Raw genomic sequence first — 13,340 nt, 5'->3', positions numbered from 1 at the left:
AGGGGGATGAAAAAATGGCGCAAACCTCAGAGATCCTGTTGCTTGCGCCATTTCGGACTTGTCGCCGGGACGTATTACTTGCCGTAGATATCGAAGGCGAAGTATTTGTCCTGGATTTGCTTGTACTTGCCGTTCTCACGAATGGCGGTGATCGCGGTGTTGATCTTGTCTTTCAGCGCGTCACCCTTGCGAACGGCGATACCTACGCCGTCGCCGAAGTATTTGACGTCGGTGAACGCAGGGCCTACGAAGGCGAAACCTTTGCCAGCGTCGGTTTTCAGGAAACCGTCATCCAGCAGCGTAGCGTCTGCCACGGTGCCGTCGAGGCGGCCAGCAGCCACGTCGAGGTAGATTTCGTTTTGCGAGCCGTAAGGCTTGATCTCGGCACCCAGCGGAGCCAGCACTTCGCGGGCGAAACGCTCGTGGATCGAACCACGTTGCACGCCGATGTTCTTGCCCTTGAGCTCAGCCAGGCTGTCGCTGACTGGAGTGCCGGCCTTCATGACCAGGCGCGCCGGGGTGTTGTAGTACTTGTTGGTGAAGTCCACGGACTTCTTGCGGTCTTCAGTGATCGACATGGACGACAGGATCGCGTCGATCTTGCGCACTTTGAGTGCCGGGATCAGACCGTCGAACTCTTGCTCGACCCAAACACACTTGACCTTCATCTCTTCGCACAGCGCGTTGCCGATGTCGTAGTCGAAACCAACGATGCTGCCGTCCGGCGCTTTGGAAGCGAACGGAGGGTAAGCCGCTTCGATACCAATTTTCAGAGGCTTTTCATCGGCGAAAGTCGGCAGGGACAGCACGGACAGTGCCAGGGCGCCAAGCAGCACGAGTTTCTTCATCTTGGGACTCCATCGGTAAAGGGCTAAAACGGCAGAGTGAGCGATAGCCCAATATGCGAATGAGTGGAACCGCAATGCGGTGCTGCGTCGTACGAATCGCGCGCTTTTTTCAACGCGAGCAACAACGAGCGAGTGATCGGCATTCTAACGACAGGCCCGAAGCCGATATTTCTTCAATGCGACAACTAATTACAGAAGCACCGAGAAAGCCGCTTGGGCGCGTTGACAGCCTTGCAAATTCATGCAAGAGCAAAAGACAGTGAACCGATCTATGCTGCAAATTGCGGGCCTATTATTGGCAAACCCTTCTAATCCGGCAAGCGCAGCGTTGTGTCTTATTTTCTATTGGGGTTGGAGCAGCCCGATGACGGGGCTTTGCGTTTCCCAATGCCCCGCATGGGAGCGAGCGGTTACACATTCAGTTACTTGAACGGTGGCGGGTAACAGTGGGAATCCACCTACAGGTAAAACCGATAATTATTGGCCGTTGTTGATGTGGTGTCTGACAGATCGCCATCGCGAGCAGGCTCACTCCCACAGGGGATCTGCGCCAGACGCAGATCTTATGCTCACTGGAGATCAACTGTGGGAGCGAGCCTGCTCGCGATGAGGCCCGCACGGCCAATACAAAAACCCCAGACAGTAAAAAGCCCCGCCAGGCGCAATGCCGGGCGGGGCTTCGATGACTCAGGAACGGCGGCTTACGCGACGTTCATGGTCTTGTGCGTATCAATCAAATGCTGCACCACACCCGGATCCGCCAGGGTGGAGATATCCCCCAACCCATCGTATTCGGCCGTGGCAATCTTGCGCAGAATCCGGCGCATGATCTTGCCCGAACGGGTCTTCGGCAGGCCCGGCGCCCACTGGATGACATCCGGCGAAGCAATCGGACCGATCTCCTTGCGCACCCAGTTTTTCAGCTCCAGGCGCAGCTGCTCGCTCGGCTCTTCGCCACCGATCAACGTGACGTAGACATAGATGCCCTGTCCCTTGATGTCGTGCGGCACACCGACCACCGCTGCTTCGGCGACTTTCGGGTGGGCGACCATCGCGCTTTCGATCTCGGCGGTGCCCATGCGGTGACCGGAGACGTTGAGCACGTCATCCACGCGACCGGTGATCCAGTAATAACCGTCTTCATCACGACGCGCGCCGTCACCGGTGAAGTACATGCCGCGGAACGTCTTGAAGTAGGTATCGACGAAGCGGTCATGGTCGCCGTACAGCGTGCGCGCCTGGCCTGGCCACGAATCGAGAATCACCAGGTTGCCCTCGGCCACGCCTTCGATGATGTTGCCCAGGTTGTCCACCAACGCCGGCACCACACCGAAGAACGGACGTGCCGCCGAACCCGGCTTGAGCGCGTGCGCACCCGGCAGCGGGCTCATCATGTTGCCGCCCGTTTCGGTCTGCCACCAGGTGTCGACGATCGGGCAACGGGACTGGCCGACGTTCTTGTAGTACCAGTCCCACGCTTCCGGGTTGATCGGCTCACCGACCGAACCGAGCAGGCGCAGGCTGCTGCCATCGGCACCTTCCACGGCGGCCTTGCCCGACGCCATCATCGCGCGGATCGCCGTCGGCGCGGTGTAGAGGATATTGACCTTGTGTTTGTCGACGATTTTCGCCACCCGGGTGATGTCCGGATAGTTCGGCACACCTTCGAACAGCAGCGTGGTCGCGCCATTGGCCAGCGGGCCGTAGACGATGTAACTGTGGCCGGTGACCCAACCGACGTCGGCGGTGCACCAGTAGACTTCGCCCGGACGGTAGTCGAACACGCGCTCGTGAGTCATCGCCGCGTACAACAGGTAGCCGGCGGTGGTGTGCTGCACGCCCTTCGGCTTGCCAGTGGAGCCGGAGGTATACAGGATGAACAGCGCTTCTTCCGCGCCCATCTCTTTCGGTGCGCAGACACTGCCCGCCACTTTCATCAGGTCTTCGTACCAGATGTCGCGATGCTGGTTCCACTTGATGTTGCCACCGGTGCGCTGGCACACGATGACTTTCTGGATGCTGCTGGTTTCCGGGTTGGTCAGCGCGTCGTCGACGTTGGTCTTGAGCGGGATCTTCTTGCCGGCACGAATGCCTTCGTCGGCGGTGATCACCACTTTGGATTTGCAGTCGATGATCCGACCCGCCAGGGCTTCCGGCGAGAAACCACCGAACACCACCGAGTGAATCGCGCCGATCCGGGTACAGGCCAACATGGCGACCACGGCTTCGGGGATCATCGGCATATAGATAGTCACCACGTCGCCGCGGTGCACATCCTGGCCACGCAGGGCGTTGGCGAACTTGCAGACTTGTTCGTGCAGCTCGCGGTAGGTGATGTTGCGGCTTTCGGCAGGGTCATCCCCTTCCCAAATGATCGCGACTTGATCGCCGCGCTCGGCCAGATGACGGTCGAGGCAGTTGTAGGAAACGTTCAGGGTGCCGTCGGCGAACCATTTGATGTCGACATGGTGATCGTCGAAGGAAGTCTGTTTCACCGTGGTGAAAGGCTTGATCCAGTCGAGGCGCTTGGCTTGCTCGCGCCAGAAGCCGTCCGGGTTGACGACGGACTGCTGGTACATGGCCTTGTAGGTCGCCTCGTCGGTCAGCGTGTTGGCCAAAACCTCGGGACGAACGGGATACAGAGAAGCCGCACTCATCTTTGTTACCTCGGTGGAATAGTTGTTTTTGTATGACCCAGTTGTAGCCGGGCCGGGCCTATAGAACCATTCGACGATGGTAGTAACAAGCCCCTACAAAATGTGGCTATACCTCGCCGACGCGCTCAAGAGCGGTGATTTCAGGGGCTTTGGGCATTTATGACATTGGCTTCATCTGTGAGCCAAAGGTCGCTTTTCGAAGATTGTTACAGGATCTGCCAATAGTGTTTATCAAAAGCACGCCTATATGAATGTAAACCCCACGCCTAAAATCAGCCTCGCCAACAAGGCAACGTGATTAACCAAGTTGCAGCCCCCACGAAGGCAGTTAATCAAAAACCTAGTACTTAAGTTCTACACGCAACCCCAAAAAGGTTGCGTGACCCCACTCGACCTCTAAAAGGTAAACCTGAAATGAAAGCTTTATTAGTTCTGGCCCTCAGCAGCCTGTGCGCAACCGCCATGGCAGACGAGGTCCCGACTGATGTCGCACAGCAGCAACCCGCCGTTGAGGAATACACTTACTCCACTCACCTGGACATCGCCAAAGTTATCTCCATGAGCGAAATCCCGAACGTCTGCGAAGTTGTTCCGGCGAAAATGGAATACGACGACTCCAAAGGCCAACGCCACATTCTGCGCTACAGCGTCATGGGTAACGGCTGCTCTAACGGCTAATCACCCGCTCTCACCTTCCCAAGGTTCGACCCACCCGCCCGCTATTAAGGCAGATGAAGCGCCGAACCTTATATATCGATTTATACGATTGATTTAAGCGTTTATTTGCGCTTTTTAATCAAATTAACTGGCGTAGCATGAATTCCATACCCAAGGCACAAAACGCCAACGAACCTGGAGCCACTACCATGAAAACCAAATTGATCCTCGCCCTGACCCTTTCCGTCCTGGCCGCTAACACCTTCGCCGCTGACGGCTACGACCGCACTGGCTCGGCTGCTTACAACACACAAGCGGCTGTCGCTTCTGATGGTTACGACCATACCGGCTCGGCGTCTTTCGCCTCCGATGGCTCCGATCACACGGGCGCTGCCAAACTCGCTGCCGACGGTTTTGATCACACTGGCGCCGCCAAAGTCGCTGCTGACGGCTTCGATCACACCGGTGCAGCCAAGGTCGCAGCTGATGGTTCCGACCACGTGGGTGCAGCCCGCCTCAGCTGATCATTGAGTGCGACTTCACAGCCCGACTTCGGTCGGGCTTAGTTGTGTCTGGGGGCATCGAAAAGTGACTCAAAACACAACATGTAGTGAAAAACGCAGTTTTTTGGCTGTTTTTTGAACAAAAAAATGGCTAGCCGAAATTTATGAAAAAAAATCTTCACTCCCGACATCCAGCCAAAGCCCTATAAACCCTCGCTCCGACCGAAAAACCCTCCTTCTCGACCGCTGCATGCGCGGATTCGCCCCACCACGGCAGCAAAAATTTCCCTATAATGCCGCCTTAAACGGGCCTGCAATATTCCCTTACAGGGATAACAGCCAGTCTGAAGCCCACGCTGAAGTCTTCACCGATTTCTGCGCCCGTCAGAGGCTCTCGGAACCCCGTACAAATTTATGTTTATTTGCCTGCGTGTACCGCTGCAAAGAACGCTATCCAACGCGGCCAGTACGGCCGTGTGAAAAACCAACCTATCAGTTTTCACACGGGCATCTGGCCCTCACGCAGGAGACGACACGTCATGCTGAGCTGGGACGAATTCGACAAAGAAGACAGCGGCGAAACCGTTGTAAAAGGCGCCAACGCCGGGCACGCAACTGAAGCCAACATGGACCGCCTCGACACCGCTGGTGGCGTCGCGGCTCAAGAAGCCCGCGCTGTAACCGCGTCCGACTCCGCCGCAATCGCCCGTGCAAAAGCTGCCCTGGACAACCTCGACATCGCCGAAGGCCTCGCCGAACTCGAAGGCGCCTCCGCCCGTGTGGCCGTCGACGAAAAGCGCATGATCAACTGCCGCGCCGACCTTAACCAACTCGTACCCTTCAAGTACGACTGGGCCTGGCAGAAGTACCTGGACGGCTGCGCAAACCACTGGATGCCGCAAGAAGTCAACATGACCGCCGACATCGCCCTCTGGAAAGACCCGGAAGGCCTGACCGACGACGAGCGCCGCATCGTCATGCGCAACCTCGGCTTCTTCTCCACCGCCGACTCCCTGGTTGCCAACAACCTGGTGCTGGCCGTGTACCGCCTGATCACCAACCCGGAATGCCGCCAGTACATCCTACGCCAGGCCTTCGAAGAGGCGATCCACACCCACGCCTACCAGTACTGCATCGAATCGTTGGCCATGGATGAAGGCGAGATCTTCAACATGTACCACGAGATCCCATCGGTCGCGAAAAAAGCCACCTGGGGCCTCAAATACACCCGCTCGATCTCCGATCCGAAGTTCGAAACCGGCACCGTCGAAACCGACAAAGAGCTGCTGCGCAACCTGATCGCCTACTACTGCGTTCTGGAAGGCATCTTCTTCTACTGCGGCTTCACCCAAATCCTCTCCATGGGCCGTCGCAACAAAATGACCGGCGTCGCCGAGCAGTTCCAATACATCCTGCGCGACGAATCCATGCACCTGAACTTCGGCATCGACGTGATCAACCAGATCAAAATCGAAAACCCACACTTGTGGGACGCTGAAATGAAGGAAGAAGCTTCGCAGATGATTCTGCAAGGCACTCAGCTGGAAATCGAATACGCGCGTGACACCATGCCTCGCGGCGTGTTGGGCATGAACGCGGCGATGATGGAGGACTACCTGAAGTTTATTGCTAACCGTCGGTTGTCGCAGATTGGTTTGAAGGAAGAGTATCCAGGGACGACTAACCCGTTCCCTTGGATGAGCGAGATTATGGACTTGAAGAAAGAGAAGAACTTCTTTGAGACTCGGGTTATTGAGTATCAGACTGGTGGGGCGTTGAGCTGGGATTGATTCCTGAGCTTGCCGCGATTTGACGATGTAAATCGACAAATCAAAATACTAAAAGCCCCGATCTGATCGGGGCTTTTTATTGGGTGGGAAAAGTCTTACTTCTTTCGACGCTCACCGCCAATCCTCCTACAGCAACTCCAGATTTTTCTGCATTGATGACTCTTAAAAGCGCCTCTAAGCTCTATTGCAGGTGCCTAAGAAACGCCCAACGTAGAAGCTAATTCCCTCACACAGTACGCGTGCTGATTTCAGCGATGTATGCGCAATCCTGTGAGTGAGAGAAACGGCTCGTTGGGATTTCTTAGATCCTCTACGTTGGGTTCCGGCCCTCTTCAACTTCACACGTAGAGGTAATGGATATGCCTACACAAATCCCACATCGTTCGGTCATGACTGATCCTTTCAACCCGACAATCTTCACTCGCCATAACCTCTCCCTCCACGCACTCCTGCTGGAAAACCAACCATGGTTCTGCGCCCGCGATCTAGGTCGCTTATTGGGCGTTCACTTGAATGATCGCGTGGTCAGCAAACTCGACGAGGATCAAAGGCTCACACTGTTGATTCGCTACCACGGTCAACCGGAGCAACGGTTGATGCTTAGCGAGTCAGGTGTATATGCCTTGTTGGTGTATCACTACGCGCCGGTAAATCGATTGTTACGTGAGTGGCTAACGCATCAGGTTGTCCCCGCCTTGCGTGATGCGTTGCCGTCTGACAATGCCGATCGACCGATGTTGAGTTTGTTGGACTGGCCGGAGATGTCATTGAGTCTGTTGCATTGGCAGGATGAAGGCTGGATTCGGCTGCGGGACATGCCGTTGCTACTGCTCAGCCGCACACGGCGGCGAGTGCCAGCGGGTAAGCCTTGGTGGCGGAAGGTATTGGAGGTGGTCCAGTCTTCGAGGCCTTCGGTGAGTTAGTGCAGCTGTGTCTTTTGTAAGATCGACCGAGGGGGTTCAACCCTCGGCGATCGTCAAACGCGGATTCAGCTCATTCCTAAGCGTCTGGCGCAGTTCTAGCCACCTGGCCTCACGATTTTACGCTACACAAAATTCCATTTAATTCTGTATTAGCAGCCTCGGGCGTATTGCCGGCAACGGCCCAATTGTCTTGGCACACAGCTCAATCAGCCTTCAATTGCTTCCAACCGTTGCTTCAGCCTCTGATTCACCAACGCTCCGTGCACGCCAGAATGAATTTCCCGATGGCAACTTGGGCACACAGCCCCCACATAGCGTGGGTGATCTAACCCACCATCTGAGAGCCGATTTACGTGATGCGGCTCTAAGTAGGGTGTGCCATCCTTTTTCATAAAAGGAGCCGGCTTCTCACAGCTCTCACATTCACCCTCGGCGCGCATCAACACATAGTGCGCAACCTTACGGCTGCGTTGATAGATCTTACGCGGAGCGGATTGTCCTAAATCATCGCTGCTAGGCTTACATGCAGCCAACGCAGCCAACCGCGCAGCAGCCAGAGATTCGGAGAGGTCAGCCTCATCTTCATACTGTTCTTCATCTGCTATTTCACCAGAAATACCCACAGGGACTAACCGAAAAACAATCGCCGTCCGATCCTGGCCGCTCACATCCGGCTGGGTCCGCTCAAACATGTCGGCGCAAGAAAACTCGCCCACGTAAGCGTTGCCTTTACCTTTGCCGAGGGACTTAAACAAATGCAGCGCTCGGCCATCCTCGGCATGCTCAGCAATAGCGCGGTTGCCTCGGATCAAAGTCATCGGCCCCCGCTGTCCTTCACCGGTATAAAGATAGGCGCCGTTGTCCCAATCGTCGGCATACCCGTATTGCTCACCGCTATCGCCCGTGAACAAAAAAATCACAGGGTGGGTAGCGGACGCTGCAATACCGCTTTGCAGGCTTCCACCGAACGGTCCGTTGATCTCAGTTTTTCGGTCGTAAACAGCTCCCGGCGTGAACTGCAATACAGGCTCGCCTTCCCCATGCGGTAACTCCACAATAGTGAAGCCTCGCTTTTCTAGGTAGCTGTTGGTCGGGCGCCCACCCGAGAATTCGCCTACGGCAATTCCGGTAGCCAGAGAGACGATTTTCTTCGCCGGGTACAGTTCACCGCCTGCGTGAACGGCGTAACGGTGAGCTAAGTTCTTTTCCCAACCCTGCCACTCGCTCTTACTCCGAAATTTACGATCAAACTCCAACAACGCTTTGTCTATTCGTTCCTTCGAAACCGCTTTGATCACCACGAGCGCTGCCCTTTATCGACAATTGCCGTAGGAAAATTCCTACCGTCGCCAAAGTACCAAAGGGTTTCAATACGTAACAGGGCGAATAGCCACTATTTCTAGAGTTGCCCACGCTAGCTGAAGGCTGAGATTTCGATAGTCGTGGCGAACCTGCTCTTGGTGGTGTGCCGTTGAAGGTTGTGATTGATGGTGCGTAGAACAGATATTCAGTGGCGTTCTTGAGTTTTTCGCGAGCAAGCTCGCTCCTACAGATTCGGTGGATTGCCATGGGTTTTACGGTGTGTTGAAAACACTCCGTGCAACCCACCCCACCTCCCGCTATTAATACCCTTCCCCACTCAAGGACCCGAGCCCACCATGAAATTCGACCTCGCCTACTGCCTCAGCCTCGACGACAAGCTGTCGATCTATGACGTGCGCGATCTCAATTTCGACGAGACCATGGAGTTCGACTCCGCCAAAGAACACTTCCAATGCCCCAACGATTCCTGCCGTTTGGCCTTCGATGCGGCGAATATGTTGACGACGTTCAACGCCAAGAACGTGAACTACGTGCGCACCCCGCACTTCAAGAACACGCCCAGCACCCGGCATGTGGCGGATTGTCCTTATGTCAGTCTCAAGGCGTCGGCGTCAGGTGTGGACGCGGACGGTGCGGAAACGGATGACAGTCGCGAGGAGCATTTCCCGTCGGAGTTGTTGCTGACGCGACGCGAGTATGTGCGTAAGCCGTCGAACCCGGCGGTGGCGGCTGATGTGATGCGGGATGATCCAAAACCCTCTTCAGCGGCCAGTGATGTCGAACACCCGAGCCGCGAATCGGCACCAGACAAGACCAGTGTCTTCGCTCACCCGGTGGAGTGTTTTGTTTCGAACTTCGAGGACAAGGAGCTGCTCAAGCGCATGCCACTGAAGATTGGCGAGCACACGGCGCCTTATGGGTCGTTCTTCAAGAAGATCGAGTATCTGCAGGACAACAAGGGGCTGATTTACTGGGGCAAGATCAAGGAGATCAAGGATTACACGCAGAGCTTTCGCATCGATTTCGAACAGAAGGTCTGGTTCAAGCAAGCGGACGAGGCGAAGAAGAAGCCTTATTCAGTCAACGTTTACTTGAGCAAAAAGCTGATCGACAACTACCGCAAGCGCAAAGCGTTTCTGGAAGAGATCAAGCACGCCAGTGAGAGCGGGAAAGAGTTGTATTGCTTCTTTTATGGCGTGACGCCGGAGTTGAAGCAGGTACCGAGCAAGAAAAACCCCGAGCAGACGTTCGGGGTGTTCAGCGCGAATATTGAGAACCTGGATCACTTCATTATTCGTGAGGCGCCGGGGCTCAAAGGTTAAAGGATCGGGGCACGGCGTCATTGCGACGGCTCATTGCGCTTCGAGATTAAGCTGCCTTACGACCTCCCGAATCTCCCGTTTCGCTTCCTTGTGCCGCTCACGGGCTGCTTGTATGCCAACCTCATCAAGGCCGCCGTAACGGCTTAACCAGTGAACGATCATTTCCTCATCCGGGTAGAAGTAATCCTTATGCTCTTTACCACCTCTCGGGTAGTTGTTCATGTCGGCATCGAAGCGGCCTGCCGAGAACTCGTCGGGGGGTAAAGAACCTCGTTCGGCAGCACATCCCTCAAACACCCAGGCGATGTCATTGATATGTTTCTGCGCACCGCGATGTCCGCGCTTGTAAAACACGTACTCGCGACAACTCTCCTGGAATCGCTCCGCTATCAGTTCGTCGTTGAACCAACGAAGTATGTCGTGTTGCCCCGCATGCTGAATCACGCCGTTTATCCAACGCTCGGAAAAACGTTGAACGAAACCTACGATGTCCGCTTTTTTCGCGTCCGCAAAAATCATGCAATAACGAGTTTTTACGTGAATGACGTACAACACATGCTTGCGTTGAACAGTGACGGCGTGAACCAGCCACTGTTCGGCTGACTCATCAGGCACATCATCTTCAATGACGGACGATGGCGGTTTGTCCACCGGGCTGATTTTTTTACCCTTGTGCACGCGGCTGAAGAAGTTACTTGCCGCTTCGGTGCAATTGAAGATCCACATCCATCTTTCTCTTATAAAGGGCTGGTGATAACCGTTTTCAGTCCTGCCGCACGATCTCTTCGACCCATTCAAGCTCATAGGGCCGGCGAATGACATCCGAGATGTAGTCCAGCGCATCTTCACTGAGCACTGATAACTCTGCGTCGGTCAGCAAGTCATGCATGACAAACAACCTTAAAGCGGTGAGAGCACTGGAGCGGGATTGGCTGTGATGGTCAAAGGCTCGGGCCATGTCCTTGTTTCGATCATGGATCAGGCCGTAGAGCATTCCATATCGAGCGTGAGCAGACAGCGCACCGTGCAGGGTAATGGCTTTTGCATCGGCAAGAACGCCCTGGCAAAACCGATCGAGCGCAATCTTGCGCAGTTCCTTGAACTTCTTCCAGTCACTTTCGAGGATCGACATGACGTTCTCCTGCGTGAAATCTTGATCAATGCAAAGACTTATTCTTGCGAAAAAACCTCCTGATTCCAACCCTACTTGACCCACATACCAAGCATCACCACCACCAGCAAACCAACATACACCCGCGCATGCATTCGATCCGGTATCCGCCCAATCCACGGCGTAGCCAACCGAATCCCCACCAGCGCCCCCACCGTCAAAACCGCAAACGCCATCACATCCACATAACCGACAAACCACGGCCCAAGATCAAACTCGGTAAACCCAGCCATCGCCATGTAAGTCAGCGTCCCGGCCAGCGCCACGGGCAAACTCAGCGGATTGGCCATGGACGTCGCCTGGGACATGCTCAACCCACAACGCCGCAATAACGGCACGGTCATGACACTGCCGCCTACGCCGAGAAACGTGGCGATGGTGCCGATTCCTACACCGCCGCCAGACACTTCTGCCCTTCCCAATCGCCGTGGGATGGCGGTGTCGGGTGCTGTAAGAAAACCACGTCGCAACAGGCAATCCGCGATGGTCACGCCCAGGTACGCGATGAAGGCATAGCGAATCACTTCGCCACTTACCCACATCGCCGCTACGGCGCCGACGACCGCGCCCATGCCGATAAACCCGCCCAACGGCCACAAGTAATGACGAATGAGATTACCGGCACGGCGGTGTTTTCCGGTGGCGATCGTTGCGTTGACGATCATCACACAGGTCGAAGTTGCCACAGCAATGTGCATCGCCGATTGGCTGACGGGGTCGTCTGTGCCGTGGCTGGTCATGAGCATGCGGTACAACAATGGCACGACGACGAAACCGCCACCGAAGCCGAACAGCACCGCGGTGATGCCGGTCATGCAGCCGAAGAGTGCCAGCAGAAGATAGAACATGGAGGTCGTCCGTTGGTTGAGAGCGGTCGACGATAGAGCGATGCGCCTTGGCCTGCTTCAGCAAGTCAGCCAATAATGTTCGTGTTTACGCCAACCACTGGGACTGCTCGATGCGCAATGTTTCGATTGATCTGCTGGACCACACGCCACGGCCGGTGGTGGCCATCGGTACGGATTATTCCCACGGCCATTTGTTGCCTCGTCATACACATCGACGGGCGCAATTGTTGTACGGCGCCACCGGGGTGATGCAGGTCAGCACGCACGATGGCAATTGGGTGGTGCCGCCACAGCGGGCGGTGTGGATTCCGGCGGGAGTGGCGCATGAGGTGCTGATGCTGGGGGTGAGCACGCGCAGTTTGTATATCGAGCCGGGGGCGGTGGATCTGGGAGATCGTTGTCAGGTGATCAGCGTTTCGCCGTTGATGCGGCATTTGCTGATGGAGGCGGTGGAGATTCCGCTGGCGTATGACGAGCGTGGGCGCGACGGTACGCTGATCGGCTTGCTGCTGCATGAACTGGCGCGCAGCACTCACCTGCCGTTGCACATTCCCCTGCCCGTCGATGCGCGGCTACTCACGTTGTGCCAGGGCTTTGTGCAGCGGCCCGACGCTCACCAGTCGCCACAGCAATGGGCCGATCAGTTGCATATCAGCCTGCGAACTTTCAATCGCCTGTTCCGCCAACAGACGGGCCTGAGTTTCAGCCAATGGCGGCAGCGGGCTTGTGTGGTACTGGCGCTGGCGCGGCTGGTGGTGGGCGAACCGGTGACGCGCATTGCCCTGGATTTTGGCTATGACAGCCCGGCGGCGTTCTCCACGATGTTCCGTCGCGTACTGGGACAGGCACCAACGACCTGGCTGGACGGGACGAGATAGAACCAATCAAAAAATGAGTTTGATTCGGGCTCAAAACAACTGTACAAAAACACAGTACATTTTGAATCAGCACTCTTGAGCCCGGAGAACACCATGGCCTCTCTTGCGATGAAAATCACCCTGGAACGTATCGCCCTTTTCCAGTTCACCCCCGCACATAGCGTTCAGGCCCGAGCGATGCTGGGTTGGAGTGTGGAGGAGCTGTCTCGGGAATCCGGGGTTTCGGTGGACGCTATTCAGCGATTTGAGGATGAACGCGGTGTGCTGGATGTTACGCGGCTGGCGTTGGCTTATCGGTTTGAATCGGAGGGGTTGGTGTTCTTCCCGGGGTTCGCGCCGGGTCGAGGGATGAATGTGAAAGGGTCGACGCCCGATCCGGTGGGGCGGGCGGATTATGCGATGGTTGAGTGAGGTGTCGGC

At 55.9% G+C, this 13,340-nt stretch carries 13 protein-coding genes; 7 read left to right on the top strand and 6 right to left on the bottom strand.

What is annotated here, in order from left to right; translation table 11 throughout:
- Nucleotides 1–74: 74 nt before the first annotated feature.
- Together PMI27_RS00135 and acs are read right to left on the bottom strand one after the other, a co-directional pair.
- Nucleotides 75–848: an ABC transporter substrate-binding protein gene (locus tag PMI27_RS00135; protein WP_008154331.1), complete on the bottom strand. Its 774-nt coding sequence runs from the start codon at nt 846–848 to the stop codon at nt 75–77.
- 701 nt (nt 849–1,549) lie between these two features.
- Entirely contained in the window at nt 1,550–3,505 is a 1,956-nt protein-coding gene (gene acs / locus PMI27_RS00140) for an acetate--CoA ligase (RefSeq protein WP_024164610.1), read from the bottom strand.
- A gap of 414 nt (nt 3,506–3,919) precedes the next feature.
- Here acs and PMI27_RS00145 point away from each other — a divergent pair, with 414 nt between their 5' ends.
- From PMI27_RS00145 to PMI27_RS00160, 4 genes are all read left to right on the top strand, one after another.
- The gene (locus PMI27_RS00145; protein ID WP_008145979.1) at nt 3,920–4,183 is read left to right on the top strand and encodes a DUF2790 domain-containing protein; all 264 of its coding nucleotides are present in this window, start codon (nt 3,920–3,922) and stop codon (nt 4,181–4,183) included.
- 188 nt (nt 4,184–4,371) lie between these two features.
- Nucleotides 4,372–4,686: a hypothetical protein gene (locus tag PMI27_RS00150; RefSeq protein WP_008145976.1), complete on the top strand. Its 315-nt coding sequence runs from the start codon at nt 4,372–4,374 to the stop codon at nt 4,684–4,686.
- A 518-nt stretch (nt 4,687–5,204) separates the two neighbouring features.
- Nucleotides 5,205–6,455: a ribonucleotide-diphosphate reductase subunit beta gene (locus tag PMI27_RS00155; RefSeq protein ID WP_008034875.1), complete on the top strand. Its 1,251-nt coding sequence runs from the start codon at nt 5,205–5,207 to the stop codon at nt 6,453–6,455.
- Between the two features lie 389 nt (nt 6,456–6,844).
- On the top strand, nt 6,845–7,378 hold the full coding sequence (locus tag PMI27_RS00160; RefSeq protein WP_033053710.1) for a BRO-N domain-containing protein: 534 nt from the start codon (nt 6,845–6,847) through the stop codon (nt 7,376–7,378).
- A 206-nt stretch (nt 7,379–7,584) separates the two neighbouring features.
- Here the strand turns inward: PMI27_RS00160 and PMI27_RS00165 are convergent, their stop codons facing one another.
- The gene (locus tag PMI27_RS00165) at nt 7,585–8,679 is read right to left on the bottom strand and encodes an HNH endonuclease (protein ID WP_008145971.1); all 1,095 of its coding nucleotides are present in this window, start codon (nt 8,677–8,679) and stop codon (nt 7,585–7,587) included.
- Nucleotides 8,680–9,036: 357 nt separating this feature from the next.
- Between PMI27_RS00165 and PMI27_RS00170 the strand changes: the two genes are divergently transcribed.
- Nucleotides 9,037–10,023 carry a hypothetical protein gene (locus PMI27_RS00170; RefSeq protein WP_008145968.1) on the top strand — a complete coding sequence of 329 codons (987 nt, stop codon included), beginning with the start codon at nt 9,037–9,039 and terminating at the stop codon, nt 10,021–10,023.
- Nucleotides 10,024–10,053: 30 nt separating this feature from the next.
- Here the strand turns inward: PMI27_RS00170 and PMI27_RS00175 are convergent, their stop codons facing one another.
- From PMI27_RS00175 to PMI27_RS00185, 3 genes are all read right to left on the bottom strand, one after another.
- On the bottom strand, nt 10,054–10,749 hold the full coding sequence (locus PMI27_RS00175; RefSeq protein ID WP_008145966.1) for a DUF6933 domain-containing protein: 696 nt from the start codon (nt 10,747–10,749) through the stop codon (nt 10,054–10,056).
- A gap of 37 nt (nt 10,750–10,786) precedes the next feature.
- Nucleotides 10,787–11,155: a hypothetical protein gene (locus PMI27_RS00180; RefSeq protein ID WP_008145964.1), complete on the bottom strand. Its 369-nt coding sequence runs from the start codon at nt 11,153–11,155 to the stop codon at nt 10,787–10,789.
- Nucleotides 11,156–11,226: 71 nt separating this feature from the next.
- Nucleotides 11,227–12,042: a sulfite exporter TauE/SafE family protein gene (locus PMI27_RS00185; RefSeq protein ID WP_008145962.1), complete on the bottom strand. Its 816-nt coding sequence runs from the start codon at nt 12,040–12,042 to the stop codon at nt 11,227–11,229.
- Between the two features lie 110 nt (nt 12,043–12,152).
- On the opposite strand from PMI27_RS00185, the gene PMI27_RS00190 reads away from it, so the two are divergent.
- Nucleotides 12,153–12,920 carry an AraC family transcriptional regulator gene (locus tag PMI27_RS00190; RefSeq protein ID WP_008145960.1) on the top strand — a complete coding sequence of 256 codons (768 nt, stop codon included), beginning with the start codon at nt 12,153–12,155 and terminating at the stop codon, nt 12,918–12,920.
- A gap of 93 nt (nt 12,921–13,013) precedes the next feature.
- Entirely contained in the window at nt 13,014–13,331 is a 318-nt protein-coding gene (locus PMI27_RS00195; RefSeq protein WP_008145958.1) for a helix-turn-helix transcriptional regulator, read from the top strand.
- The last annotated feature ends 9 nt before the right edge of the window (nt 13,332–13,340 follow it).

The organism is Pseudomonas sp. GM41(2012) (assembly GCF_000282315.2).
In the GTDB taxonomy this organism is placed as follows: Bacteria; Pseudomonadota; Gammaproteobacteria; order Pseudomonadales; family Pseudomonadaceae; genus Aquipseudomonas.
This window is presented reverse-complemented; position numbering and strand designations above follow the sequence as displayed.

What these genes read in the sequence shown, in the direction of transcription:
- PMI27_RS00155 (WP_008034875.1), top strand. Translation starts at nt 5,205, where the DNA reads ATGCTGAGCTGGGACGAATTCGACAAAGAAGACAGCGGCGAAACCGTT.
- PMI27_RS00180 (WP_008145964.1), bottom strand. Translation starts at nt 11,155, where the DNA reads ATGTCGATCCTCGAAAGTGACTGGAAGAAGTTCAAGGAACTGCGCAAG.
- PMI27_RS00135 (WP_008154331.1), bottom strand. Translation starts at nt 848, where the DNA reads ATGAAGAAACTCGTGCTGCTTGGCGCCCTGGCACTGTCCGTGCTGTCC.
- PMI27_RS00190 (WP_008145960.1), top strand. Translation starts at nt 12,153, where the DNA reads ATGCGCAATGTTTCGATTGATCTGCTGGACCACACGCCACGGCCGGTG.
- PMI27_RS00160 (WP_033053710.1), top strand. Translation starts at nt 6,845, where the DNA reads ATGACTGATCCTTTCAACCCGACAATCTTCACTCGCCATAACCTCTCC.
- PMI27_RS00145 (WP_008145979.1), top strand. Translation starts at nt 3,920, where the DNA reads ATGAAAGCTTTATTAGTTCTGGCCCTCAGCAGCCTGTGCGCAACCGCC.
- PMI27_RS00195 (WP_008145958.1), top strand. Translation starts at nt 13,014, where the DNA reads ATGGCCTCTCTTGCGATGAAAATCACCCTGGAACGTATCGCCCTTTTC.
- PMI27_RS00175 (WP_008145966.1), bottom strand. Translation starts at nt 10,749, where the DNA reads ATGTGGATCTTCAATTGCACCGAAGCGGCAAGTAACTTCTTCAGCCGC.
- PMI27_RS00150 (WP_008145976.1), top strand. Translation starts at nt 4,372, where the DNA reads ATGAAAACCAAATTGATCCTCGCCCTGACCCTTTCCGTCCTGGCCGCT.
- PMI27_RS00170 (WP_008145968.1), top strand. Translation starts at nt 9,037, where the DNA reads ATGAAATTCGACCTCGCCTACTGCCTCAGCCTCGACGACAAGCTGTCG.
- PMI27_RS00185 (WP_008145962.1), bottom strand. Translation starts at nt 12,042, where the DNA reads ATGTTCTATCTTCTGCTGGCACTCTTCGGCTGCATGACCGGCATCACC.
- acs (WP_024164610.1), bottom strand. Translation starts at nt 3,505, where the DNA reads ATGAGTGCGGCTTCTCTGTATCCCGTTCGTCCCGAGGTTTTGGCCAAC.